This window comes from Microlunatus capsulatus (assembly GCF_017876495.1).
Taxonomy (GTDB): domain Bacteria; phylum Actinomycetota; class Actinomycetes; order Propionibacteriales; family Propionibacteriaceae; genus Microlunatus; species Microlunatus capsulatus.
In genome coordinates this window covers 1,042,187-1,065,507 of sequence record NZ_JAGIOB010000001.1, presented here as the reverse complement: position 1 = coordinate 1,065,507, position 23,321 = coordinate 1,042,187, and the positions used below count along the sequence as shown (strand labels likewise).

The following is a 23,321-nucleotide window of genomic DNA, read 5'->3' as shown; positions in this document are numbered from 1 at the left end:
GTCAGCGCTCCCCGGACCGGCGCCGCGACAGGACCAGGCCCGCGGTGACCGCGACGGCCACCGCGACCCGCCAGCGCCGCCGCAGCCGGCGGCTCGTCGCGGCCTGCTGCTCGCGGATGACCGGGGCCACGTGCATGACGCGGTCGGGGCGCAGCCGGTTGAGGGCGAGGTTGAGCGCGTAGTGGTAGCCGTAGGAGACGACGAGGGTGTGCAGCAGGCCCTGGTCCATCCGGCGCGAGGAGGTGAGCACCGGGTTGCCGCCGTCCCAGACCACCCGGCCCCGACGGCGGAGCCGGCGCAGCAGGTCGACCTCGTCGCCGCCCTGGGTGAGCCGGGTGTCGTAGCCCGGGAACCCCTCGCGGCGGAAGGCGATGTTGGTGGCGGTCACGTAGAGCACCCGGCCGGTCAGGGCGTGCACGGCGCTGATGACGGCGAACCAGCCGGTGGGGAAGATCCGCGCCCACCACGGCGGGTCCAGGTAGCGGCACGGGCCGGCCACCGCGACCACGTCGTCGTCGTCGAAGTGCCCGGCCAGCCGGGCCAGCCAGCCGTCGGGGTGGACCGTGTCGGCGTCGGTGGAGACGACGACCGCCCCGCGCGCCTCCTCGGTGCCGCGCTGGCGGGCGGCGCAGACGCCGGGCGTCTCCTCGCGCACCACCCGGGCGCCGTGGCGGGCCGCGACCGCGGCGGTGCCGTCGGTGCTGGCGTTGTCGACGACGACCACCTCGAAGCCGCCGGGGACGTGCTGGCGGGCCAGCGAGGCCAGGGTGGCCGGGAGGTAGGCCTCCTCGTCGAACGCCGGGACGACGACGGAGAGGCGGACGGGCTCCGCGGCGCTCACGCGGTCAGACCGGCGGCGGGGTGGGCCAGCTGCTGTTGCCCGGGTCGACGCGGGTCAGGATGGCGTCGGTGGCCTCGCGGAGCCGGCGCAGCTGGGTGGCGGTGAGGGCGTCGAAGACCATCGCGCGGACCGCGCTCACGTGCCCGGGCGCCGAGGCGACGACCTTGTCGAAGCCCTCCTGGGTCAGCGTGGCCCGGGTGAAGCGGCCGTCGTCGGGGTCGGGCTCGCGGTGCAGGAAGCCCCGGTTCTCCAGCCGCTTCGCCACGTGCGACAGCCGTGACAGCGAGGCGTTGCTCAGCGCGGCCAGCTGGCTCATCCGCAGGGTCCGGGTCTCCTGCTCGCTGAGCATGGCCATCACGAGGTACTCGAAGTAGTTGAGGTCCGCGTCCCGCTCCAGCTGCGCGTCCAGCGCCGAGGGCAGCTTGACGATGGTGCGGGACAGGCTCAGCCAGGCGGCGCGCTCCTCCGCGTCGAGCCACCGCGTGCTCGGCTCGGCGGCGGGCTGGTCAGGGGGAGCCATGCCGGTCAGTCTAGGCAGCGGGGACCCGCGCCGTGCGCCCGGTGCACGGCTGGCCGGCAGCCGTCGGGCGCGTCGGCGGTCCGTCGTCGTTCCCGGGCCCGACGGCGGCCCCGTTGTACGCTGCGGCTCCCGTCCGCTCGCCCGTGGACGGCTGCCGACCCTGGAGCCCCGCCATGCCACCCCGCCCGTCCGGCCCGCAGTACGTCCTCACGCTCTCCTGCGCCGACGGGCCCGGCCTGGTGCACGCCGTCGCAGGGTTCCTGGTGCACCACGGCGCCAACATCCTGTCCAGCCAGCAGTACGGCGACCGCGAGACCGGCCGGTTCTTCATGCGCGTGCAGTTCGACTTCGTCGGCGCCGTGCCCCCGCTCGCCGAGCTGGAGCAGGGCTTCGCCGGCGTCGCGGCCGAGCGCGGGATGACGTTCACGCTGGCCGACGCGGCCACCCCGATGCGGACGCTCATCCTGGTCAGCAAGTTCGGCCACTGCCTGAACGACCTGCTCTACCGGCACCGGATGGGCACCCTCAACATCGCGATCCCGCTGGTGGTCTCCAACCACCCGGACTTCGCCGACCTCGTCACCTCGGCCGGCATCCCCTACGTGCACCTGCCGGTCACCCCGGACACCAAGGCCGAGGCCGAGGCCGAGATGCTGCGGCTGGTCGCCGAGCACGACGTCGAGCTGGTGGTGCTGGCCCGCTACATGCAGGTGCTGACCGCGCCGACCAGCCACGCGCTGGCCGGCCGGGCGATCAACATCCACCACTCGTTCCTGCCCAGCTTCAAGGGCGCCAAGCCCTACCACCAGGCCCACGACCGCGGCACCAAGCTCATCGGGGCCACCGCGCACTACGTGAACGACGACCTCGACGAGGGCCCGATCATCGAGCAGGACGTCGTGCGGGTCGACCACCAGATGTCCCCCGAGGACTTCGTGGCGGCCGGCCGCGACGTCGAGACCCAGGTGCTCTCCCGCGCCGTCCGCTGGCACAGCGAGCACCGGGTCATGCTCAACGACACCCGGACCGTCGTCTTCCGCTGAGGTCAGGCGGCGGCGCGCTCCGTGCGGCTCGCCGCCAGCGTCCGGCCGTGCGCGCGGGCGTCGGCCTCGGCCTGCTGGCGCAGGTCGCGGGCCAGGTCGGCGAACTGGTCCAGCGCCGGGTTGACCCCGACGAGGGTGAACTCGCTCTCGACCACCGAGACGTCCAGCTTCCAGACGTCGGCGAGGATGCGGCGCATCCAGCCGGTGGCGTGGTCCCAGCCCTCGCGCGGGGTGCCGGCCGCGTAGCTGCCGCCGCGGACGGTGACCAGGACGGCGGGCTTGCCGGCGGTCGCGGGCTCGGTGCCGGCCGCCATCCGCGGGTCGGCGATGACGAGGTCGGCCCAGGTCTTGAAGTGCTGGGAGACCCCGAAGTTGTAGAGCGGGACGGCGAAGACCAGGGCGTCGGCGGCGACGAGCTCGTCCACGGCCTGCGCGGCCAGGGCGACCGCGCTGCGCTGGGCCTCGGTGCGCTCGTCCTCGGGCACGTAGGCGGCGCCGACGGCGTCGGCCCAGGCGGTGGCGGGCACCGGGTCGGTGCCCAGGTGGCGGCGGACGACGTCGTCGTCGGGGTGGGCCGAGAGCCACTCGTGCTCGACCAGGTCGGCGATCTCGCGGCTGTGGGATCCCTCGACGCGGATGCTGGCGTCGAGACGGAAGAGGGTCATGGGTTCTCCATCAGAAGTCGGGGGCTGATAGCACTTCGCTACCAACTAGGAAAAAACTAGCACATCGCCCGGGACGCGGCGCGCCGGTAGCATCGACCCATGAGCCAGCTCGCCGAGGACGCCCTGCCGTCGGCCGGCGACGCCCCCGCCGACCCGCGCGTGCACGCGTGCACCGCGGACCTGCGGCGGGCCTTCGACTTCCTCGGCAAGCGCTGGAACGGCGTCATCCTGGCCACCCTCGACGGGGGCCCGACCGGCTTCGCCGACCTGCGGCGCGCCGTCGGCACGATCACCGACTCGGTGCTGTCGGACCGGCTGGCCGAGCTGGTCGCCGCCGGGCTGGTGGAGCGGACCGTGACCGACACACGGCCCCCCGGGGTCAGCTACGCGCTCACCGACGCCGGCCGCGACCTGACGCCGATCCTGCACGCCCTGGGCAGCTGGGCCGCCGACGCGCTGCCCGCTGCACGCTGCACCCCGACCTGCTGACCCGGTCCGGGTCGCGGAGCGGTCTCGGTCTGCGCACCGTTCGGTCGCAGGACGGCGTGTCGCCTTGCGCCCGGACCCTTGGGGCCTTTCGTCCCTGGTGACCCGCGGAGCGCCGCCCCTAGCGTGGTCGGTGTTCGGGGGGAACCGGTCACCGCGCGGCGGTGCGACAGCGAGGAGCTCCCCATGACCCGACCCCTTCTCCGCCGCCTGGCCGCCGTCGCGGCCACCGCCGGGGTGCTGGCCGGCGGCCTGCTGGGCGCCGCGCCGGCCGAGGCCGCCGTGGTCACCGGCACCGCCACCGCGAAGACCGCGATCCGCGGCTCGGCAGCCACGAAGGGCGCCGTCGTCGGCACCCTCGAGCGCGGCCAGCGGATCCCGACGACGAAGGCCGCGAGCCACGGCTGGGTGCAGGTGCGCTTCCGCGACAAGACCGCCTACGTCGCCTCGGCCGCGCTCACCACCCGCACGACGAAGCTGCCCGCGGCGCCGCGGGCGCTGGGCAAGGGCACCCGGATCGCCACCGCCCGGCTCGCCGTCCGCGACCGCGCGGCCGGCTCCGGCGCGCTGGTGGCGCGGATCGCCGAAGGGGCGTCGGTGAAGCTCACCGGCACCGTGACGAAGGGCTACGCCCAGACCACCGTCAGCGGGAAGGAGCGCTGGGTCTCGACCCGCTACCTCGCGGCCCCGCCCGCGAAGCCCGCCGACGCGGGGGCGCGTGCGGTGGCCTTCGCGAAGTCGCAGCTGGGCAAGCCCTACCAGTACGGGGCGACGGGGCCGAAGGCCTACGACTGCTCCGGCCTCACGCTGAGCGCCTGGAAGGCGGCCGGGGTCACCGTCCCGCGCACCTCCCAGCAGCAGTTCGGCACCGGGAAGAAGATCGCGGAGGCCGACCTGCGGCCGGGCGACCTCGTCTTCTTCTACGGCAAGCAGCCCGCCCACGTGGCGATCTACGTGGGCGACGGCCAGGTCATCCACGCCCCGCGCGCGGGCAAGGACGTCGAGTACAGCAAGATCGCCTACATGCCCTTCAGCGGCGCCCGCCGGCCCGGCTGAGCCGTCAGCCCCCGCCCGGCAGCCGGGCCCGGTGAGATGTCGGTGGTGGCTGGTTGACTGACGGGGTGAGCGTGCCCCTGCCCCTGGAGGAGCGACCGGCCCGGCGACCGGCCGGGCCGCTGCTGGACGTCCGCCGGATCTACGCCGAGCCCGCGGCGCTCGAGCTGCCCCGGGGGCAGCAGGTCGTGCAGCGCTGGCCGGACGCCGAGATCACCGAGGTGGCCAGCCACTGGCAGATCCCCGAGCTGCACGGCGACCAGACCAACGTCGCCCGCTGGGTGCGGATCAAGACGGAGGCCCTGGTGCTGGGGGTCAAGAAGTCCCTCAGCGCCCGGCCCAACGGGCGCTCGGCCGACTTCATCGCCCCGTCCACCGCCAACGGCTGCGCGATGGCGTGCGCCTACTGCTACGTCCCGCGGCGCAAGGGCTGGAGCAACCCGGTGACGACGTTCGCCAACATCGAGCAGATCACCCGCTACCTCGACCGGCACATCACCCGCCAGGGCACCAAGACGACGCCGAACCAGTGCGACCCGCAGGCCTGGCTCTACGACATCGGCGAGAACAGCGACTGCTCCGTCGACGCCACCATCAGCGACAACGTCGCCGACCTCGTGGCGCTGTTCCGCCGGCGGCCCACCGCCAAGGCCAGCTTCGCCACCAAGTACGTCAACCGGGACCTGCTCGACCTCGACCCGCGCGGCCGGACACGCGTCCGCTTCTCCCTGATGCCCGAGACGATGGCCAGGCTCGTCGACATCCGCACCTCCCCGGTGGCCGAGCGGATCGCGGCCGTCGACGACTTCGTCGCCGCCGGCTACGAGGTGCACCTCAACTTCTCCCCGGTCGTCGTGGTCGACGACTGGCTGGAGCAGTGGACCGAGCTGTTCGCGCAGGTCCGCGACGGGGTGGGGGAGACGGCACGGCGCCAGCTGGGCGCCGAGATCATCTTCCTGACCCACAACGAGCAGCTGCACGAGGTCAACCTGGGCTGGCACCCGAAGGCCGAGGAGGTGCTCTGGCGCCCCGACCTGCAGGAGACCAAGCGCTCGGAGAACGGCGCGCTGAACGTCCGGTACCGCAGCGGGGCCAAGCGCGGGTACCTCGACCAGCTGCAGGAGGCGCTGGCCCGCACGCTGCCGGAGTGCACGGTGCGGTACGCCTTCTGAGAGCGCCCCGCATCCGGCAGGCCCGGGGCGGGGAACAGCGAGGGGACGACGAGGCGGGGGGACACCCCGCCGCTGAGGAGGGAGCGCCCGTGGGCGAGCAGGACGCACGTGTGGTGGTGGTGACCGGCGCTTCGAGCGGCATCGGGCTGGCGAGCGCCCTGGCCGCCGCGGAGCGGGGGGACCACGTCGTCCTGCTGGCCCGCGGCGCCGAGGCGTTGGAGGACGCCGCGCAGCAGTGCCGGACGGCCGGCGCGGCGTCGGCCCTCGCCCTGCCCACCGACGTCGCCGACGACGCCGCCGTCCGGGCGGCGTTCGCGGAGGTCGCCGCCCAGCTCGGGCCCGTCGACGCCGTCGTGCACTCCGCCGGGCTGGTCGCCTATGGCCGGCTCGAGGAGGTGCCCGTCGAGATCTTCGACCGCGTGGTGGCGACGAACCTGCTGGGCTCGGTGAACATCGCCCGGGCCGTGCTGCCGCAGATGCGCGAGCGCAACGCCGGCACGCTGGTGCTCATCGGCTCCCTGATCGGGTACCTGGCGCCGCCGTACATGTCCGCCTACGCCGTCAGCAAGTGGGGCGTGCGGGGGCTGGCACGGCTGCTGCAGGTCGAGAACGTCGACCGCGACGGCGTGCACGTCTGCCACCTGTCCCCGGGCGGGGTCGACACCCCCATCTACCTGCAGGCGGCCAACTACCTGGGCTGGGTCGGCCGTCCGCCGCCCCCCGTCGTCAGCCCCGAGCGGGTGGCCCGGGCGGCGCTGCGGCTGCTCGACCACCCCCGCCCGCGGATCCAGGTGGGGCCCGCGAACTGGCTGACGATGGCGGGCTTCACGCTGGCGCCCGCGGTGTTCGACCGGATCGTCACCCCGCTGTTCGTCGTCGGCGCCACTGACGTCCGCCGGGCGGCCGTCGACGTGCCGGGCAACGTGCTGGCGTCGGTGCCGGAGGGGAACAGGCTGCACGGCGGCCAGGGCAGTCCCGTAGCGTCGATCGCAGCCGGGCTGCGGGCCCGGCTGGGCCGCCGCCGGCGGCCGCGAGCATGAGGAGGACGGCTGTGGCGCGATCGGGGACCAGGGACGCCGTCGTCATCGGGGCCGGGCCCAACGGCCTGGTGGCCGCCAACCTGCTGGTGGACGCCGGCTGGGACGTGCTCGTGCTCGAGACCCAGCCCGAGGTGGGCGGCGCCGTGCGCAGCGACACCGACGTCGCCGACGGCTACGTGCACGACGCCTTCAGCGCCTTCTACCCGCTGTCGGCGGCCTCGCCCGTCATCCCGAGCCTGCACCTGGAGGACCACGGCCTGCGCTGGGTGCACGCGCCCGCCGTGCTCGGCAACCCGCTGCCCGACGGCTCCTGGGCGATGCTGCACCGCGACCTGGAGAAGACCGTCGCCGGGCTCGAGCAGCACCACCCCGGTGACGGCGAGGCCTGGCGGAAGCTGGTCGAGGACTGGGAGACCATCGGACCCTCGCTGGTGCAGGCGCTGCTCACGCCGTTCCCGCCGGTCAGGGGCGGGCTGGCCACGCTCGCCCGGCTGCCCCGCGTCGGCGGCCTCGACTACGTCCGCACGCTGCTGGAGCCGGCGTCGACGATGGGCGGCAAGCGCTTCGCCGCGGAGGCGGGTCAGCTGCTGATCGCCGGCAACGCGCTGCACGCCGACATCCCCATGGACGCCTCCGGCTCGGGCCTGCTCGGCCTGCTGCTGGCCATGAGCGGGCAGACCGTCGGCTTCCCGGTGCCCGAGGGCGGCTCCGGCCGGCTCACCCGGGCCATGGCCGACCGGTTGGTGGCCAAGGGCGGCCGGATCCGCACCAGCACCCGCGCTGCTCGCGTGCTGGTCGAGCACCGCCAGGTCCAGGGCGTCGTCACCGCCGACGGCGAGCGGATCGGCGCCCGGGCCGTCGTCGCCGACGTCGCGGCCACCGCCCTCTACGGCGACCTCGTCGACTGGTCCGAGCTGCCCGCCCGGGTCCGCCGCGGGATGGAGCGCTACGAGCACGACCCCGGCACCATCAAGGTCGACTGGGCGCTGTCCGGCCCGGTGCCCTGGGCCAGCCCGCCGCCCGCCGCCCCGGGGACGGTGCACGTCATCGACTCGATGGACCAGCTGAGCCGCACCCAGACCCAGATCACCAGCCACAGCGTGCCGTCCGAGCCGTTCCTGCTGGTCGGGCAGATGACGACGTCGGACCCGACGCGCTCGCCCGCCGGCACCGAGGCGCTGTGGGCCTACACCCACGTGCCGCAGGTGACGCACCGCGACGCCGGCCCCGACGGGATCACCGGGCGCTGGGACCGCGACGAGTGCGAGCGGATGGCCGACCGGATGCAGGCGCGGATCGAGAAGTACGCGCCCGACTTCGCGTCCCGGGTCGTGGCCCGGCGGGTGATGGGGCCGCACGAGCTGCAGGCCCGCGACGAGAACCTCGTCCGCGGGGCGCTGGGCGGCGGCACGGCGAACTTCCACCAGCAGGTGATCTTCCGGCCCATCGCCGGCCTCGGCCGGGCCGACACCCCGGTCCGGGGGCTCTTCCTCGGCTCGGCCTCGGCCCACCCCGGCGGCGGTGTGCACGGCGCCCCGGGCGCCAACGCGGCCCGCGCGGTCGTCGCCGCCGCGCGGCTCGGCCGCCTCTGAGCGTGGCCGGGAGCCGGTCGCGACCTCCGCTGCCTGAGCTCGTCGAAGGCCCGTCGACAGGCTCACGGCGCGGAGTCCCAGGCTCAGGGTGCGGCGGGCGCTCAGCCGGCGGCGCGGCCCTCGGCGAGGTAGCGCAGCCGGCGCAGGGTCTCGATGTTGCGGACGTGGATCAGCGGCTGGCGCACGGGGGAGGGCACCAGACGGCCGGGGCCCTCGATGGCGTCCTCGTCGATGCTGAGGTGGCAGCCGCTCGGGGTGGGCGTGACCTCGAGCACGACGCGGGCCGAGCCCATGGGCCAGCCGCGGGCCTTCAGCACCATCCGCCGGGGCGGGTCGTACTCCAGGACGGAGGTCGTGTCGTCGATGAGCGCCGGCCAGACGCCGAACGAGTGGTGGATCCGGGCGCCCTCGGCGGGCCACGCGGGCTCGACGTCGCGGATGCGTGAGGCGCCGACGACCCAGCTGGGGTAGAGCCAGCCGTCGCCCAGGACGGCGAAGACGGCCTCGGGCGAGCAGGACGCGCTGAGGGTGGTGGTGGCCATGCGCCAGTCTCGCACCGGGGCCCGGACGCCGTCCGGCCGACCGGTCCGCACCCGCCCGGAGCCGTCTGCTACACAGGCGCGATGACCGCCCGTTCGCTGCCCGCGGGCACAGCGGCCCTCCTGGGCTGGCCGAGCGTCCTGCTGGGGGTGGTGCCGCTGGTGGCCCCGGGTGCCGTCGCCCGCTGGGCGGGGCTGCCGGACCGGCCGTCCGTGCGGTCGCTGCTGCGGCTGGTGGGGGTGCGCGAGCTGGTCGTCGCCGTGGTCTTCCTGCACCGCCCGACGTCACGCCGGCTCTGGGCGTTCGTCGGCCAGGACGCCGTCGACCTGCCCCTCTGCCTGGCCTGGCTGCACGCGGGTGCCGGCGCCCGGACGGCGGGGGAGGAGCGGCGCACACGCCGGCTCTGCGGGCTCTACCTCGCGATGGCGGTCGTCGACGTCGGCGCGGCGCTGCGGCACGACCGGTGACCCGCCGGGGTGGAGATCCCGTCGGTGCTGGCGGTCGACGTGCGCGACCACCAGCACCGACAGGCCCTGGGGGAGGGGTCGGTCAGCGTGCGGGCCGGGGGAGCTGCGCTCCCACGGCGGCGCCGTCCTGGACGTCCAGGTCGGCCATCTCCTCCTCGCTCAGCAACCGCGACCGGATGAGGAAGCGGAAGCCGGTCGGGCCCTCGAGCGAGAAGCCCGCCCCGCGGCCGGGCACCAGGTCGATGGTCAGGTGCGTGTGCCGCCAGTAGGCGAACTGCTCCTTGCTCATCCACACGGGCACCGGCTCGGGGGTCCCGGCGTCGAGCTCGCCGAGGAACTGGTCGGAGTCGCCGGTGATGAAGTCCCCCTGCGGGAAGCACATCGGCGACGACCCGTCGCAGCAGCCACCGGACTGGTGGAACATCAGCGGGCCGTTCTCCTCGGCGAGGCTGCGGATCATCTCCGCCGCTGCCGGGGTGACGGCGACCCGCGCCGCCCGGTCCGCTGGCTGCTGCTCGGCCATCAGAAGAAGCCCTGCTTGTTCGGGTTGTAGGAGACGAGCATGTTCTTCGTCTGCTGGTAGTGGTCCAGCATCATCAGGTGGTTCTCGCGCCCGATGCCCGAGGACTTGTAGCCGCCGAACGCCGCGTGGGCGGGGTAGTGGTGGTAGCAGTTGGTCCACACCCGGCCGGCCTGGATGTCGCGGCCCGCCCGGTAGGCGGTGTTGGTGTCGCGCGACCACACGCCGGCGCCCAGCCCGTAGAGGGTGTCGTTGGCGATGTCGATCGCGTCGGCGTAGTCGTCGAACCCGGTGACGGAGACGACGGGGCCGAAGATCTCCTCCTGGAACACCCGCATCTTGTTGTGGCCCTGGAAGATCGTCGGCGCCATGTAGTAGCCGCCGGACAGGTCGCCGCCGAGGTCGACGCGCTCGCCGCCGGTGATGATCCGGGCGCCCTCCTCCGAGCCGATCTGGATGTAGGACAGGATCTTCTCGAGCTGGTCGTTGCTGGCCTGCGCGCCCACCATGGTGTCGGTGTCCAGCGGGTTGCCCTGGACCATCGCCTTGACCCGGTCGGTCGCGGCCGGCAGGAACTGGTCGAGGATCGAGTTCTGGATCAGCGCCCGGCTGGGGCAGGTGCAGACCTCGCCCTGGTTCAGCGCGAACATCGCGAAGCCCTCGAGCGCCTTGTCGTAGAAGGCGTCCTCGCTGCGGGCCACGTCCTCGAAGAAGACGTTCGGGCTCTTGCCGCCCAGCTCCAGCGTCACCGGGATGAGGTTCTGGCTGGCGTACTGCATGATCAGCCGGCCGGTCGTGGTCTCGCCGGTGAAGGCGATCTTGCGGATGCGCTTGGACGACGCCAGCGGCTTGCCCGCCTCGGTGCCGAAGCCGTTGACGACGTTCAGCACGCCCGGGGGCAGCAGGTCGGCGATCAGCTCCATCCAGAGCATGATCGACGCCGGCGTCTGCTCGGCGGGCTTGAGGACGACGGCGTTGCCGGCGGCCAGGGCCGGGGCCAGCTTCCACGTCGCCATGAGGATGGGGAAGTTCCACGGGATGATCTGCCCGACCACGCCCAGCGGCTCGTGGAAGTGGTAGGCGACGGTGTCCTCGTCCAGCTGGGAGAGGTTGCCCTCCTGGGCCCGGATGGCGCCGGCGAAGTAGCGGAAGTGGTCCACGGCCAGCGGCAGGTCGGCGGCCAGCGTCTCGCGGACGGGCTTGCCGTTGTCCCAGGTCTCGCCGACGGCGAGCATCTCCAGGTTCTGCTCCATCCGGTCGGCGATCTTGTTGAGGACCACCGCGCGCTCGGCGACCGACGTCTTCCCCCAGGCAGGGGCGGCGGCGTGCGCGGCGTCCAGCGCCAGCTCGATGTCCTCGGCGGTCCCGCGGGCGACCTCGCAGAAGGTCTTGCCGGTCACCGGCGAGGGGTTCTCGAAGTACTGGCCCTTGACCGGGGGCACCCACTCCCCGCCGATCCAGTTCTCGTAGCGCGCCTTGTAGGAGACGACGCTGCCGTCGGTTCCGGGCTGTGCGTAGATCGTCATCGGTGACTTCCTTGTCGGGCCAACGGGGTGGCGGTGGAGACGAGGGCGCACGCGGTGGTCCGTCGGTGGGCGGAGCGGTGTGCGCCTGCGGCGACCCTAGGCCCGGCGGGGTTGCAGCAACGTTGTGAGAGGCGGGGGCGGGGCTGTGTTGTCTGTCCTCGCTCCGCTCGGACGCGCTCTGCGCTCTGATCCGCCCGTGTCGTCGTCGCCGGGGCCGACGAAGAACGTGTCGACCCCGGCTCCTCCTCCATCGGGCGGCGCGCAGAACGGCGGGGGCGGGGCTCCTGCTCGGGTGACTGTGCGGTGAGGGTCGTCGCGGGTGGGCCGCGGCGGGTTCCGGGCACAGTCGGGGCTAACCCAGCGTCTCGTCCAGGTGGGCGACGTGGGCAGCGACCTGGGCGTAGCGGGGGGAGCGGGGCGGGAGGGCGGCCAGGGCGGCGGACCAGATGGCGTAGTCGGAGCGGCCGTGGGCGGTGTCGGCGAAGGAGAGGAGGGCGTCCGGGTCGCCCTGGGCCAGCAGGGCCGAGCGGAGCAGCATGTGCAGCTGGTCGCGGAGCTCGGCCACGGCCGGGGCGCCGGAGGCGGGCAGCAGGGGGCCGGGGTAGTCGGCCACGGCCTGGCGGACGCGGCCGGCGGCCAGGTGCTCGCGGACAGCGGTGACGTCGGAGGTGAGCGCGCCGTCCAGCCGGTAGGGGCGCGAGGCCAGCCGCAGCGGGCCCAGCAGGGTGCGCAGCCGGGACAGCTCGGCCCGGACGGTGACCAGCGAGAGCTCCTCCTCGCTCAGCGCCACCGCCAGCTCCGCCGCGCTCAGCCCGCCGGGGCTCTCCGCCAGCAGCAGCAGGATCTCGCTGTGCCGCAGGCTCAGCGTCGTCGCCGTGTCGTCGTGCACCAGCCGGGCGCCGCGCTGGCCGAGCACCCGCAGGGCGGCGGGCTGGCGCTCGGGCGGGCTCCAGCCCGGCTCCAGCACCCGCCGTGGACGCCGGGGCGCCAGCCGCTCCAGCGCCAGCTCGGCCTCGACGGCGGCCACCGTGGCGCGGACCAGCGTCAGCGTCTGCGGCGTCACCACCTCGGGTCCGCCGGTGAGGTCGAGGACGCCGAGGATGGCGCCGGTGTCCGGCTCGTGGATCGGCGCGGCCGAGCAGCTCCACTCCGCGGCCGAGCGGGTGAGGTGCTCGGCGCCGAGGATCTGCACCGGCGCCCCGAGGGCCAGGGCGGTGCCGGGGGCGTTGGTGCCCGCGGCGGTCTCGCTCCAGTCCGCGCCGGGCATGAAGTGCACGCGCTCGGCCTTGCTCAGCACGGCGCGCGCGCCCTCGACCCAGAGCAGCTGGCCGGCCGCGTCGCTGACGGCGACGAGCAGCCCGGCGTCGGAGGCGGACTCCAGCAGCAGCCGGCGGATGACGGGCATCGCCGCGGCCAGCGGGTGGCCGGCCCGGAGGTCGGCCAGGCCGTCGTCGACCAGCCGGATGGGCGGGGCGGGCAGCTCGGGGTCGACCCCGTGCCCGACGCTGCGCCGCCAGGACTCCACCACCAGGGGCCGCAGCCCGCGGTCGACGTGCCCCGTGCTCAGGAAGTCGTCGTGCGCCGTCCGCAGGTAGCGCGACAGCCACCGCGGATCCGAGCCCGGCGGCAGTGCCAGGCCGCTGGAGGGCTCCATGGCGGCCACTGTAGCCGCGCCCGCCCCCCGGCGGACCCGATCGGGCGCACCGGCCCGCGCCCCGGCCGCCGTCGGTCGGGTCGTGCTCTTAACCGCGTCGGAACCGGTGCGTAACGCCTGGTCAGCATGCTGAGGACGACCTGAGACCCGGCCAGCGGCGGCCAGCCGAGCCCGTCTGCTCCTGGCCCCGCCCGACCGGTGTCCCCCCTCGTCCCAGGAGCCCCCATGACCTCAGACATCAAGCCGGAGAGCGAGGTGACGACGGCCCCGCCGGTCGCCGCCGCCGTCGCGCCACCGCTCGACGCGAGCGCTGCCACCCGCGAGACGCTGGAGGACTACACCCTCCGCTTCGCCCCCCGGCACTACCGGCGCTGGTCGACCGGGGTCGTCGCCATCTCGGCCCTCGGCGGGATCGCCTACCTGGCCGACTTCGCCATCGGCGCGAACATCGGCATCTCCTACGGCACCACCAACGCCCTGTGGGGGATCGCGGTCTTCGCCGTCGTCATCTTCCTGACGGGGTTCCCGGTGGCCTACTACGCCGCGCGCTACAACCTCGACCTGGACCTCATCACCCGGGGCAGCGGGTTCGGCTACTACGGCTCCGTGGTCAGCAACGTCATCTTCGCGACGTTCACCTTCATCTTCTTCGCCCTCGAGGGCTCGATCATGGCCCAGGGCCTGGAGCTCGGTCTCGGCGTGCCGCTGTGGGCGGGGTACGCCGTCTCCACCGTCATCATCTTCCCGCTGGTGGTCTACGGCATGAAGGTGCTCACCAAGCTGCAGCTGTGGACGACGCCGCTGTGGCTGGTGCTCATGGTGGTGCCGTTCGTCTACCTCGTCGTCGCGCACCCGGAGTCGGTCACCTCGTTCTTCGCCTACCAGGGCGAGAACGGCCAGGGGGAGCCGAACCTCGGCTCGGTGATGCTGGCCGCCGGCGTCTGCCTGTCCCTGATCGCCCAGATCGCCGAGCAGATCGACTACCTGCGGTTCATGCCCGCCCGCACCCCGGAGAACTCCCGCCGCTGGTGGCGGGCGATGATCCTGGCCGGCCCGGGCTGGGTGATCTTCGGCGCGGTCAAGCAGGTCATCGGGCTGTTCCTCGCCGTCTACATCATCGCCAACGTGGCCGACGGCGCGGCCGTGGCCAACCAGCCGGTGCACCAGTTCCTGGAGATCTACCGCGACATCATGCCGGCGCCGGTCGCGCTCGGCCTCGCCGTCGTCCTGGTGGTCATCAGCCAGGTCAAGATCAACGTCACCAACGCCTACTCGGGCTCGCTGGCCTGGACCAACTCCTTCACCCGGATCACCAAGCGCTACCCGGGCCGGCTGGTCTTCCTCGGCTTCAACCTGCTCATCGCGCTGGTGCTGATGGAGGCGAACATGTTCGGCTTCCTCAACACCATCCTCGGGTTCTACGCCAACTGCGGGATGGCCTGGATCGTCACCGTCGCCTCCGACATCACCTTCAACAAGTACCTGCTGAAGCTCAGCCCGCTGCAGCCGGAGTTCCGCCGCGGGATGCTCTACGACGTCAACCCCGTGGGCTTCGGCTCGATGCTGGTGGCGGCCGGTGTCTCCATCCTCGTGTTCTTCGGCGGCCTGGGGGAGGGCGTGCAGCCGTACTCGCCGCTGGTCGCCATCGGCCTGGCGCTCGTCCTGCCGCCGGTGCTCGCGCTGGCGACCCGGGGGCGCTACTACCTGCGCCGGGCCGACCCGGCCGACCCGCTCCGCTCCGACGACGGGCTGGACCTGCCGGTGCTCGACGAGCACGGCAACCCGTCCGACGTCCTGCTCACCTGCCACGTCTGCCGGCAGGACTACGAGCGGCCCGACATGGCCGCCTGCCAGACCCACGACGCGGCGGTGTGCTCGCTGTGCCTGAGCACCGACAAGGTCGCCGACCACGTGCTCCCCGCCCAGCCCGCGGTGCGGTAGCCGACGGCGCCGGGCGTCCCGGGTCGGCGGACCCGGGACGCCCCGCCGTGCTCAGGAGGCCTTCGGCGCGTGCGCCTTCAGCAGGGCCCGCCAGGTGGCGGTGTTGACGTTGCCGCTGGCCCCGAGGTCGTGCGCGGTCTGGAACTTCTTCACCGCCGTCTTGGTGGCGCTGCCGTAGGTGCCCGTGGTGGTGACGCCGAGCGCCTTCTGCACGGCCTTGACGACGGGGCCGCGGGCCCCGGGGCGGACGCGCATGCCCGAGTACGTGGTCAGGGCCTTCAGCGTGGCCGAGGCGCCCTTCGGCGGGGTGACCCGGGGGTACTTCGGGCACGGCGTGCTGCGCGGCCCGGCGTAGGGCAGGGCCCAGTTCAGGTCCTTCGCCCGGCAGGGGCCGTAGTCGGGTGCGGCGACCTGGCCGGTCCACCCCGAGGTCCGGCCCATGGCGCCGGCCCAGGACAGCGACAGGTGGACGTGGTCGCGGTGGCAGGTGCTGTCCCAGCTCTTCTCCGGGTGGTCGGCGCAGCTCGAGTAGGGCCGCCAGCCGCGCTCGGCGGAGTAGGCGCCCCAGATCTTGCCGTCCCAGATGACGTACATGACGCCGAACCGGCGCGCGTTCGCGAAGGTGGTGCCCGAGGCGTCGGTCGCGGTGAGCCAGCTGATCACCGCCTTCGCCTGCGCGGCCTGCTTCTTGTCCCGGACCGAGTTCATCCAGTCCACCGCGCGGCCGTCGTAGTGCTCGCTGGTCGGCAGCGCGTCGACGCCGCAGGTCCGGCTGATCCCGTAGCTGGTCCCCGGGTAGGTCGCCGTGAGCAGCTTCCCGAGGGCGACGGTGCCGGGCTTGGCCGTCGGGTCGCACGAGTTCGCCGGCACGTACCCGGGGAGCGCCTCGGCGGCGACCGGTACCGACGCGGGCACCACGGGTCGCGGGGTGGCGGCCAGGGCGGGCGTGGTGCCGGCGACGCCGGCGGCCAGGGCCAGGGCGGTGAGGACGGCGGCGGCCGCGCGGGCGGGCCGGCGGAGCAGGGAGGTCATCGCGGGGTCTCCAAGAGGGGACGAGCGGCCCGTTCCGGCCGCGGATCAACCCCGAGGTCACCACCGTAGGCAGTGGTCCCGACGCCCCACCAGGGCCGGAGGTCCCAGACCTCGGTCCCCGCCGCCCAGCCGCCGCGCCCTTGCCCGGGCCCGGCACGATGGGGTCGTGGTGACCCGGCGCGCGCTCCTGCTCGGCTCGACCGCCGCGGCCCTGGGGGCGGTGGCGGGCTGCAGCGCCCCCGCAGCCCCCGGCGCGGCCCCGGTCCCGGCCTCGGGCGGCCCGGCGTCGGGTGCGTCGTCGAGTCCCGGGTCGCCGTCCCACTCGGCGGCCCCGACCTCGCCCCGCCGGCCGACGCCCCGCCCGAGCCCCGAGCCCGCGGTCCCCACCCACCCCACCCCGGAGCTGGCCGACGTCGTGGCGGAGGGCCTCGACGTCCCCTGGGGGCTCGCCTTCCTGGCCTCCGGCGACGCCCTGGTGGGGGAGCGCGGGACGGCGAAGCTCCTCCGGGTCAGCCCGGGGGGCCGCACCCGGACCCTCGGGGAGGTGCGCGGCGTCGTCCCGCCGCGCGGGATCGGCGAGGGCGGCCTGCTGGGGCTGGCCCTGGCCCCCGGCGACGAGGACACCCTGTTCGCCTACATCACCACCGCCGACGACGACCGGGTGGTGCGGATGAGCCTGGCCGGCGGCCGGGTCGGACGGCCGCGCGTCGTGCTGGCCGGCATCCCCACCAGCACCCACCACCACGGCGGGCGGCTGCTGTTCGACCGCGCCGGCCGGCTGCTGGTGTCCACCGGCGACGCCGAGCGGCCGGGGCTCGGCCAGGACCGGTCGGCGCTGTCCGGGAAGATCCTCCGGCTGCGGCCCGACGGCCGGGCGGCGGCCGGCAACCCCTTCGGCGACCGCACGTGGTCCTACGGCCACCGCAACGTCGAGGGCCTGGCCCTCGACGACGCCGGGCGGCTGTGGGCGACGGAGTTCGGGGACAAGGAGGCCGACGAGCTCAACGTGATCCGGCCCGGGCGCAACTACGGCTGGCCCCGGGTCGAGGGCCGCTCCGACGTCCGGGGCCTCACCTCGCCGGCCGCCACCTGGTCGCCGACCAGCGCCTGCTCGCCGGCGGGCCTGGCGGTGGCGGGCTCGACGGCGTTCGTGGGTGCCCTGCAGGGCCGCTGCCTGTTCGCGGTGCCGCTGGACGGGACCGGCGCCGGGAAGCCGGAGGCGTGGTTCGCCGGGGACCACGGGCGGCTGCGGACGGTGGCGCTCGCGCCGGACCGGACGCTCTGGGTGACCACCAGCAACACCGACGGCCGGGTGGAGCCGGGCCGTGACGACGACAGGATCCTGCGCTTCCGGCTCACCTGAGGAGCGGCGGCGGAGCCGGGCATCGGTGCGGGGCGGGCGCCGCACGGACGGGGCGCCCCGGTCGGCCGGAGCCGTGGACGTGTGGGGGAGCGTCGAGAAGATGCTCGGGGGTTCATCTCCTCGACGCTCACGACGACCGTACCGATCCGGCCCCCGAGCCGCAGCCGCCGACCGTGTCAGGTTTAGGACATGTCCTATAGAGGACATCGCCGATCATGCCTCTGTCGCCCTCCCGGCGACCGTCCTACGCTACGAGCGTTGGATCACTGGGACGTGAGGACAATCGGGGGATCGGACACCGTGCCAGTCGGGAGGGCGGGTCGTGCGGCGGAGACGTCGGACGGCCCGCTCTTCTGCTCCCCGGTCTCCGCCGACGGCGCGCGGAGCCCCTCCTGCAGCCGGCGGACGGCCGCGACCCGGGCGCCGGCCAGCGGCGCCGCGTCACCCAGGGCCGACCTGCGCAGCTCCGTCGGCACCACGGCCAGCGCGTCCAGCTCAACCCGGACGGCGGCGTCGAAGCCCGGCGCCAGCCCCCAGGGCCCCCCGAGGACGACGGCCCGCGGGTTCAGCAGGGCGGTCACCGAGGCGAGGGCGCCGGCGACGGCGCGCGCCAGCCGGGTGGCGAGCCCGTCGTCGTCCGGTGCGCCGGCCAGCGCGGCCAGGATGCGGTCGACGTCCAGCGCCGAGGAGCCGGGGACGAGCAGGCCCTCCGCGGCGAGCCCGGCCAGCAGCCGCGTGCTCCGGCCGTCGGGACCGGTCGTCAGCACGTGGGCCAGCTCGCCGGCCAGCCCGCCCGCCCCGTGCCGGACGACGCCCCCGCCCACCGAGGCCGCGCCGATGCCCGGCCCCAGGTAGACGAAGAAGAACTCCTCGAGGTCGCGGGCCGCGCCCTCGTGGTGCTCGGCCAGCGCGGCCCAGTTGACGTCGTTGTCCACCTGCGGCGTGACGTCGACGAGGGGGGCGAGCAGCTCCACGGGTGCGAGCTCGCCGAGGACGAAGGGGGAGTCGGGCAGGGCGACCAGTCGCCCGGTGGCCTGGTCGACCGGCCCGGCCACGCTGACGGCGATGCTGCCGACGGGTCCGCCCGGCCCGGCCAGGGCGTCGCGGACGGCACTGGTGAGCACCGGGGCGAGCTGCTCGGCGTCGGTCGGCACCTGGACCGCGCGCTCCACGTGGCCCACCGGCTCGCCGGTGACGTCGTAGCGCTCGACGCGGACCCCGTCCGGCCCCACCGACACCGCCAGGGCCGACGCCGCGGCCCGTCGCACCCGGACGTAGGTGCCGCTGGGTCCGCGCCGGCCGGTCTGCTGCCCGGCCTCCTCCAGCAGCCCGCCCTCGACCAGCCGTCGGACGCTCTCGGAGATCGTCGGCTTCGAGATCCCGGTGCGGGCCGCGATCTCGGCGCGGGTGAGGGCCGAGCCGTCCAGCAGCCGGCCCAGCACGTGCTGGTCGGTCAGCTCGCGGAGCAGCGCCAGCCGGGGCAGCTGCCGTCCCTGCTCGCCCGCCATGCCCGTTCCACCCCTCGCGTCCGTGCTGCTGCTCGTCGCCCCGACTCTAGTGGTGAGGACTCCTTGCGGAAGGACGTGGCCCGGCGGTACGGTGGCACCACGACTCCGATAAGGAGTCTTTACCAAACCACCCGCACCTGGAGGTTCGACGATGAGCACCGACACCCCGACCGGCCTGCCGCACTGGGAGACGATCCCCGACGACATCCCCGCGGCGACGCGGGAGATCAAGCGCGCGCTGCGCGCCCGCATCGAGGCGTCGGGGCGCAGCGTCGCCGACGTCTTCGCCGAGGTGGAGGAGGGCGTCCGCGCCGAGGTCGCCGACATCGTGGCCACCCGGGCCCGGGGCGAGCAGGTGTGGCCCGAGATCGCCTACGCCGACATCGAGGCGGGCACCGTCAGCGAGGCCCAGCTCGCGCAGCTGGCGCGGCGCGGGTGCGTCGTGGTCCGCGGTCACTTCCCGCGCGAGCAGGCCGAGGCCTGGGACCGCGCGGCGGTCGACTACGTCGACGGCAACCAGTTCTTCGAGCACTACACCGGCCCGGCCGACGACTTCTTCGGCACCCTGGCGATGTCCAAGCCCGAGATCTACCCGATCTACTGGTCGCGCTCGCAGATGGAGGCGCGCCAGTCGCCGCGGATGGCCACCGTCCAGTCCTTCCTCAACGCGCGCTGGACGCACGAGTCCGAGGGCCGGGTCTGGTTCGACCCCGACGTCGACACCATGTACCCCGACCGGATCCGCCGACGCCCGCCGGGCACCGACTCGGGCGGGCTGGGCACGCACCTGGACCCCGGCACCCTCGACCTGTGGATGTCGGAGGGCTACCAGCGCCACTTCCGCCACCTCTTCTCCGGCGACGTCGCGGCCTACGACCCCTGGGACGCCGCCTACCGGACCGACGCCGTGCAGTACCCGGGCTCGACGATGTGCTCGGCCTTCCGCACCTTCCAGGGCTGGACGGCCCTCAGCGAGATGGACCACGACCAGGGCGTGCTGCACACGGTGCCGATCCCGGGCGCGATGGCCTACCTCATGCTCCGCCCGCTGCTGGACGACGTCCCCGAGGACGACATGTGCGGCGTCCAGCCCAACCGGACCTTCCCGGTCGACGAGAGGTGGCACCCGCTGCTGCTGGAGGGCCTGGCCGGGATCCCCGACGTCGCCCCCGGCGACTCGGTCTGGTGGCACTGCGACATGATCCACGCGGTCGCCCCGGTGACCGACCAGAAGGGCTGGGGCAACGTCATGTACATCCCGGCCGCGCCGCGGTGCACCAAGAACGAGACCTACGTCGCCGGTGTCCGGGAGGCGTTCCTCGAGGGCCGGAGCCCGGGTGACTTCCCCGTCGAGGACTACGAGGCCGGCTGGCCCGACCGGTTCGGCGTCGAGGACCTCAACGCGATCGGCCGCCGCGGCCTGGGGCTGGAGCCCGCGCCGGTCTGAGCGACGACGGCGGGTGGGGCGGGACGGGTGGTGCGGATCAGCCGAGCCGCTCCACCCGGTACTCGGTCGCGACGCCGTCGCGGGCCGCCCGGCAGGTGAGCCGGGTCGGCGGGCGGCGCTCCGCGACCACCTCGGCCCGGACCGCGTCCGGGAGGCCGGCGACCCGCATCTCGACGATCGTGCGGGCACCGGCGGTCCCGGTGGCCGGCACGCTGCGGGCGTCCGTGACCACGACCGCCCCGGCCGCGAGCGGCCCGTAGGCCTCGTGCGCCGCGACGACGGCGGCCTGCTGCACGGGCGGGTAGCGCGACATGCCGCGCAGGTGCGCGGTCTCCACCCGGCCGGCCAGGTGCGCGGCCACGGTGGCGACGGCGGTCGTCGGGGCCAGCCCGCCGTAGTAGAAGCCGTCGGGCAGCACGACGACGTTCGGGGCGAAGCGGTCGCCGCCGACGTGGCTGCACTCCCAGACCAGCCCGGGGTGGGCCCGGTCCAGGGCGGCCGCCACCGGTCGGCCGCGGACGGCGCAGCAGGTGTCGTGCACCCCGTGGGCGCAGACCAGCAGGACGGGGGCCGACGGCCCGGTGAGCACCGGGTCGGGGTCGGGCGCCCCCAGCGCGGCGACGGCGTCGACCAGGTCGGCGTCGGTGCGCCAGCGGCCCTCGACGGTGCCCAGGCCGGGTCCGCTCAGCAGCCAGGTGCGACGCTCCGGTGCCGGTCGGCGGCCGGGCCGGCGGACCAGCAGGATGCGCGTCGCGCTCCGGGCGGCGGCGGCGCCCAGGGGGACCAGGACCGCCGGGTCCACCCCCGAGCCGGGGACGGCGTCGACCGCCCACGGCCCGGGGTGCTCCAGCAGCAGCCATCGGGCGGCGGGCGGGGCGGTGCCGACGCCCGCGTCGCCGCGCAGCTCGGCGGCGTCGGCGCAGCGCGGCGGGCCGCCGGCCCGGCCCGGAGCGGGGGCCAGGCTCACCCGGCGACGACCAGCCCGGCGAGCACCAGCCGTCGGGCCAGGTCCTCCCCGAGCGCGGCGGTGGTGGCGCTGCCGGCCTCCAGCAGCTGACCGACGGCGGCCAGCTCGGCCTCGACCAGCGGCAGGTCGGCGGCCCGGCTCCGCAGCACCGCTCCGGCGCCGCGAGGCACCAGCCGGGCGGCCAGGTGGCCCCGCAGCGCCAGCACCGTGCCGGGCTCCAGCTCCTGCGCGGTCCGCAGCTGGCGGAGCGGGCCGACGGGTGCGGCGCGCTGCGTGCCGCGGGCGCCGGCGTCGAGCACCTCCGACAGCCGCCCGCGGTCGGCGGCGCCGAGAGCGGCGACGAGGGCGTCCCGGACGACGTCGACGTCGCCGGCGAGGTCCTCCGGCCGTCCCAGGTCGACGCCGAGGGCCAGCGACCCGCGCACGACGGGGTCCGCGGCCACGGTCCGCAGCGCCTGCTGCAGCAGCTGCTCGGCGAGGGCGTAGCGGGTCCAGCTGTGCACGCCGATGGTCAGGTGGGTGCTGACCCCGCCCAGGGCGGTCGCCGCGTGCAGGTAGCCCCGCGGCAGGTACAGGCAGTCACCCGGCTTGAGGACCGCCTCGAGGAGCGGCTCCTCGGCCGCCCGGGCGGCGACGGCGGCCTTGCGGTCGCTCCAGGGCTGGTCGCGCAGCGGCGACTCCAGGACGGGCGCGTGGATCTGCCAGCGCTTCTCGCCCTCGATCTGCAGCACGAACACGTCGTGCACGTCGTAGTGGTTGCTGAAGCCCTGGTTCTGGGGCGGGGTGACGTAGGCGTTGGCCTGCACCGGGTGACCCAGCTCGGCGGCCAGCTGCTGGCACAGCGCGATGATCGGCGGCCAGACGCGGTGCAGCGCCTGGAGGACCATCGTCGAGCCGTCGGCGAAGAGGCTGACGAGCTTGTCGTCGCTGACCTGGTCGGCGATGCCGGCGCCGACGCCGCCCGGGGCGGTGAAGGTCTTGTCGGCCAGCGTGGAGCCGTTCTTGGCGACCCGCAGGAAGGGGGTCCGCAGCCCGCGCTCGGAGACGAGCTCGTCGACGGCGTCGGAGCTCAGCAGGTCGCTGAAGTCCTGGGGCAGGTCGCCGGCGGGGGACAGCAGGGCGCTGCGGCCCCAGTGCTCGCGGGCGAAGGTCTCGGGGTCGACGGCGACGAGGCGGGGGAGCACAGCACGCCCGGCGCGGACGCCGGGCGTGCTGCCTGCTCCACCCGACCCGGCCGCGACCGCACCGGTGGTGGGGTCCTCGGCTGAGGGGGTGGTGGGGTTCAAGGCTGACCAGCGCTCAGTGCGCGCCGCCGTCGGCGCCGCCGTCGGAGACACCGGGGGTGCCGTCGGCGCCGCCGTCGGCCGGGCCCTCGGCGCCGCCGTCCGCGCCGCCGTCGGAGACACCGGGGGTGCCGTCCGCGCCACCGTCAGCGGGGCCCTCGGCGCCGCCGTCCGCGCCGCCGTCGGAGACACCGGGGGTGCCGTCCGCGCCGCCGTCGGCCGGACCCTCGGCCCCGCCGTCAGCACCGCCGTCAGCACCGCCGTCGGAGACACCGGGGGTGCCGTCCGCGCCGCCGTCGGCCGGACCCTCGGCGCCGCCGTCGGCCCCGCCGTCCTGCACGCCCGGGGTGCCCTCGGCGCCGCCGTCGGCGGGACCCTCCGAGCCGCTGTCGGCGCCGCCGTCGGCCCCGCCGTCCTGGATGCCCGTGATGCCGTCAGCGCCGCCGTCGGCCGGTCCCTCGAGGTCCGCCGCGCCCAGGCTCGGACCCTGCGTCGATTCGCTCATCGATCCTCCGTCTCGTTCCCCCCGCCGGGGTGCGGGTGGGGTCTGGCGCACCGTTGCCGGGCGCACCGGCACCACTGTGGCACCCGGCCCCGCACGCACCACGCCGGGGGGTGCTGCGGATTCCGCGCGCGGGCGGGCTGTCGGAGGTGCCGACTA

The 23,321-nt window shown here is 74.9% G+C and carries 22 protein-coding genes; 10 read left to right on the top strand and 12 right to left on the bottom strand.

Annotated elements, in window-relative coordinates; translation table 11 throughout:
* Window position 1: 1 nt before the first annotated feature.
* Window positions 2-841 carry a glycosyltransferase family 2 protein gene (locus JOF54_RS04920; RefSeq protein ID WP_210053521.1) on the bottom strand — a complete coding sequence of 280 codons (840 nt, stop codon included), beginning with the start codon at window positions 839-841 and terminating at the stop codon, window positions 2-4.
* 4 nt (window positions 842-845) lie between these two features.
* Window positions 846-1,361, bottom strand: coding sequence for a MarR family winged helix-turn-helix transcriptional regulator (locus JOF54_RS04915; RefSeq protein WP_210053519.1), 516 nt, complete (start codon window positions 1,359-1,361; stop codon window positions 846-848).
* A 173-nt stretch (window positions 1,362-1,534) separates the two neighbouring features.
* Between JOF54_RS04915 and purU the strand changes: the two genes are divergently transcribed.
* On the top strand, window positions 1,535-2,404 hold the full coding sequence (gene purU, locus JOF54_RS04910; RefSeq protein ID WP_210053517.1) for a formyltetrahydrofolate deformylase: 870 nt from the start codon (window positions 1,535-1,537) through the stop codon (window positions 2,402-2,404).
* 2 nt (window positions 2,405-2,406) lie between these two features.
* Here purU and JOF54_RS04905 read toward each other — a convergent pair whose 3' ends face one another.
* Window positions 2,407-3,069 carry an FMN-dependent NADH-azoreductase gene (locus tag JOF54_RS04905; protein WP_210053515.1) on the bottom strand — a complete coding sequence of 221 codons (663 nt, stop codon included), beginning with the start codon at window positions 3,067-3,069 and terminating at the stop codon, window positions 2,407-2,409.
* A 99-nt stretch (window positions 3,070-3,168) separates the two neighbouring features.
* Here JOF54_RS04905 and JOF54_RS04900 point away from each other — a divergent pair, with 99 nt between their 5' ends.
* The 5 genes from JOF54_RS04900 (at window position 3,169) to JOF54_RS04880 (ending at window position 8,412) form a co-directional block, all read left to right on the top strand.
* A complete protein-coding gene (locus tag JOF54_RS04900; RefSeq protein WP_210053514.1) occupies window positions 3,169-3,558 on the top strand; it encodes a winged helix-turn-helix transcriptional regulator in 390 nt (129 codons plus the stop codon).
* 183 nt (window positions 3,559-3,741) lie between these two features.
* Window positions 3,742-4,611 carry a C40 family peptidase gene (locus JOF54_RS04895; protein ID WP_210053511.1) on the top strand — a complete coding sequence of 290 codons (870 nt, stop codon included), beginning with the start codon at window positions 3,742-3,744 and terminating at the stop codon, window positions 4,609-4,611.
* Window positions 4,612-4,676: 65 nt separating this feature from the next.
* Window positions 4,677-5,780, top strand: coding sequence for a spore photoproduct lyase family protein (locus JOF54_RS04890; protein ID WP_307803841.1), 1,104 nt, complete (start codon window positions 4,677-4,679; stop codon window positions 5,778-5,780).
* An 89-nt stretch (window positions 5,781-5,869) separates the two neighbouring features.
* Window positions 5,870-6,820 carry an SDR family NAD(P)-dependent oxidoreductase gene (locus tag JOF54_RS04885; protein WP_210053509.1) on the top strand — a complete coding sequence of 317 codons (951 nt, stop codon included), beginning with the start codon at window positions 5,870-5,872 and terminating at the stop codon, window positions 6,818-6,820.
* Window positions 6,821-6,831: 11 nt separating this feature from the next.
* Window positions 6,832-8,412, top strand: coding sequence for a phytoene desaturase family protein (locus JOF54_RS04880; protein ID WP_307803840.1), 1,581 nt, complete (start codon window positions 6,832-6,834; stop codon window positions 8,410-8,412).
* Between the two features lie 101 nt (window positions 8,413-8,513).
* On the opposite strand, the gene JOF54_RS04875 is transcribed toward JOF54_RS04880, so the two are convergent.
* Entirely contained in the window at window positions 8,514-8,954 is a 441-nt protein-coding gene (locus tag JOF54_RS04875) for an SRPBCC family protein (protein WP_210053506.1), read from the bottom strand.
* A gap of 81 nt (window positions 8,955-9,035) precedes the next feature.
* Here JOF54_RS04875 and JOF54_RS04870 point away from each other — a divergent pair, with 81 nt between their 5' ends.
* A complete protein-coding gene (locus JOF54_RS04870) occupies window positions 9,036-9,419 on the top strand; it encodes a hypothetical protein (protein WP_210053503.1) in 384 nt (127 codons plus the stop codon).
* Window positions 9,420-9,501: 82 nt separating this feature from the next.
* On the opposite strand, the gene JOF54_RS04865 is transcribed toward JOF54_RS04870, so the two are convergent.
* The 3 genes from JOF54_RS04865 to JOF54_RS04855 form a co-directional block, all read right to left on the bottom strand.
* Window positions 9,502-9,942: a DUF779 domain-containing protein gene (locus tag JOF54_RS04865; protein ID WP_210053501.1), complete on the bottom strand. Its 441-nt coding sequence runs from the start codon at window positions 9,940-9,942 to the stop codon at window positions 9,502-9,504.
* Window positions 9,942-11,465, bottom strand: coding sequence for an aldehyde dehydrogenase (gene adh / locus JOF54_RS04860; protein WP_210053499.1), 1,524 nt, complete (start codon window positions 11,463-11,465; stop codon window positions 9,942-9,944). The genes JOF54_RS04865 and adh overlap by 1 nt, the downstream gene beginning before the upstream one ends.
* A gap of 352 nt (window positions 11,466-11,817) precedes the next feature.
* On the bottom strand, window positions 11,818-13,119 hold the full coding sequence (locus tag JOF54_RS04855) for a GAF domain-containing protein (protein ID WP_210053498.1): 1,302 nt from the start codon (window positions 13,117-13,119) through the stop codon (window positions 11,818-11,820).
* Between the two features lie 225 nt (window positions 13,120-13,344).
* On the opposite strand from JOF54_RS04855, the gene JOF54_RS04850 reads away from it, so the two are divergent.
* Complete coding sequence (locus JOF54_RS04850) at window positions 13,345-15,060, top strand: purine-cytosine permease family protein (RefSeq protein WP_245357970.1); 1,716 nt, start codon at window positions 13,345-13,347, stop codon at window positions 15,058-15,060.
* A gap of 51 nt (window positions 15,061-15,111) precedes the next feature.
* On the opposite strand, the gene JOF54_RS04845 is transcribed toward JOF54_RS04850, so the two are convergent.
* Window positions 15,112-16,092, bottom strand: a complete 981-nt coding sequence (locus tag JOF54_RS04845; protein ID WP_210053496.1) for a peptidoglycan-binding domain-containing protein — start codon at window positions 16,090-16,092, stop codon at window positions 15,112-15,114.
* Window positions 16,093-16,258: 166 nt separating this feature from the next.
* Here JOF54_RS04845 and JOF54_RS04840 point away from each other — a divergent pair, with 166 nt between their 5' ends.
* On the top strand, window positions 16,259-17,455 hold the full coding sequence (locus JOF54_RS04840) for a PQQ-dependent sugar dehydrogenase (protein WP_210053494.1): 1,197 nt from the start codon (window positions 16,259-16,261) through the stop codon (window positions 17,453-17,455).
* A 263-nt stretch (window positions 17,456-17,718) separates the two neighbouring features.
* On the opposite strand, the gene JOF54_RS04835 is transcribed toward JOF54_RS04840, so the two are convergent.
* Window positions 17,719-18,963, bottom strand: coding sequence for an ROK family transcriptional regulator (locus JOF54_RS04835; RefSeq protein ID WP_210053492.1), 1,245 nt, complete (start codon window positions 18,961-18,963; stop codon window positions 17,719-17,721).
* Between the two features lie 151 nt (window positions 18,964-19,114).
* Here JOF54_RS04835 and JOF54_RS04830 point away from each other — a divergent pair, with 151 nt between their 5' ends.
* Window positions 19,115-20,410, top strand: a complete 1,296-nt coding sequence (locus JOF54_RS04830) for a DUF1479 domain-containing protein (protein ID WP_210053490.1) — start codon at window positions 19,115-19,117, stop codon at window positions 20,408-20,410.
* Between the two features lie 37 nt (window positions 20,411-20,447).
* Here the strand turns inward: JOF54_RS04830 and JOF54_RS04825 are convergent, their stop codons facing one another.
* From JOF54_RS04825 to JOF54_RS04815, 3 genes are all read right to left on the bottom strand, one after another.
* Complete coding sequence (locus JOF54_RS04825) at window positions 20,448-21,377, bottom strand: ferredoxin family protein (protein ID WP_210053488.1); 930 nt, start codon at window positions 21,375-21,377, stop codon at window positions 20,448-20,450.
* Entirely contained in the window at window positions 21,374-22,561 is a 1,188-nt protein-coding gene (locus JOF54_RS04820) for a cupin domain-containing protein (protein WP_210053486.1), read from the bottom strand. The genes JOF54_RS04825 and JOF54_RS04820 overlap by 4 nt, the downstream gene beginning before the upstream one ends.
* 115 nt (window positions 22,562-22,676) lie before the next feature.
* A complete protein-coding gene (locus JOF54_RS04815) occupies window positions 22,677-23,165 on the bottom strand; it encodes a BatC protein (protein ID WP_210053484.1) in 489 nt (162 codons plus the stop codon).
* Window positions 23,166-23,321 lie beyond the last annotated feature (156 nt).

Excerpts from the sequence above, each read along its gene's own strand:
- JOF54_RS04915 (WP_210053519.1), bottom strand. The coding sequence starts at position 1,361 with ATGGCTCCCCCTGACCAGCCCGCCGCCGAGCCGAGCACGCGGTGGCTC.
- purU (WP_210053517.1), top strand. The coding sequence starts at position 1,535 with ATGCCACCCCGCCCGTCCGGCCCGCAGTACGTCCTCACGCTCTCCTGC.
- JOF54_RS04905 (WP_210053515.1), bottom strand. The coding sequence starts at position 3,069 with ATGACCCTCTTCCGTCTCGACGCCAGCATCCGCGTCGAGGGATCCCAC.
- JOF54_RS04900 (WP_210053514.1), top strand. The coding sequence starts at position 3,169 with ATGAGCCAGCTCGCCGAGGACGCCCTGCCGTCGGCCGGCGACGCCCCC.
- JOF54_RS04895 (WP_210053511.1), top strand. The coding sequence starts at position 3,742 with ATGACCCGACCCCTTCTCCGCCGCCTGGCCGCCGTCGCGGCCACCGCC.
- JOF54_RS04875 (WP_210053506.1), bottom strand. The coding sequence starts at position 8,954 with ATGGCCACCACCACCCTCAGCGCGTCCTGCTCGCCCGAGGCCGTCTTC.
- JOF54_RS04870 (WP_210053503.1), top strand. The coding sequence starts at position 9,036 with ATGACCGCCCGTTCGCTGCCCGCGGGCACAGCGGCCCTCCTGGGCTGG.
- JOF54_RS04865 (WP_210053501.1), bottom strand. The coding sequence starts at position 9,942 with ATGGCCGAGCAGCAGCCAGCGGACCGGGCGGCGCGGGTCGCCGTCACC.
- adh (WP_210053499.1), bottom strand. The coding sequence starts at position 11,465 with ATGACGATCTACGCACAGCCCGGAACCGACGGCAGCGTCGTCTCCTAC.
- JOF54_RS04855 (WP_210053498.1), bottom strand. The coding sequence starts at position 13,119 with ATGGAGCCCTCCAGCGGCCTGGCACTGCCGCCGGGCTCGGATCCGCGG.
- JOF54_RS04850 (WP_245357970.1), top strand. The coding sequence starts at position 13,345 with ATGACCTCAGACATCAAGCCGGAGAGCGAGGTGACGACGGCCCCGCCG.
- JOF54_RS04845 (WP_210053496.1), bottom strand. The coding sequence starts at position 16,092 with ATGACCTCCCTGCTCCGCCGGCCCGCCCGCGCGGCCGCCGCCGTCCTC.
- JOF54_RS04835 (WP_210053492.1), bottom strand. The coding sequence starts at position 18,963 with ATGGCGGGCGAGCAGGGACGGCAGCTGCCCCGGCTGGCGCTGCTCCGC.
- JOF54_RS04830 (WP_210053490.1), top strand. The coding sequence starts at position 19,115 with ATGAGCACCGACACCCCGACCGGCCTGCCGCACTGGGAGACGATCCCC.
- JOF54_RS04815 (WP_210053484.1), bottom strand. The coding sequence starts at position 23,165 with ATGAGCGAATCGACGCAGGGTCCGAGCCTGGGCGCGGCGGACCTCGAG.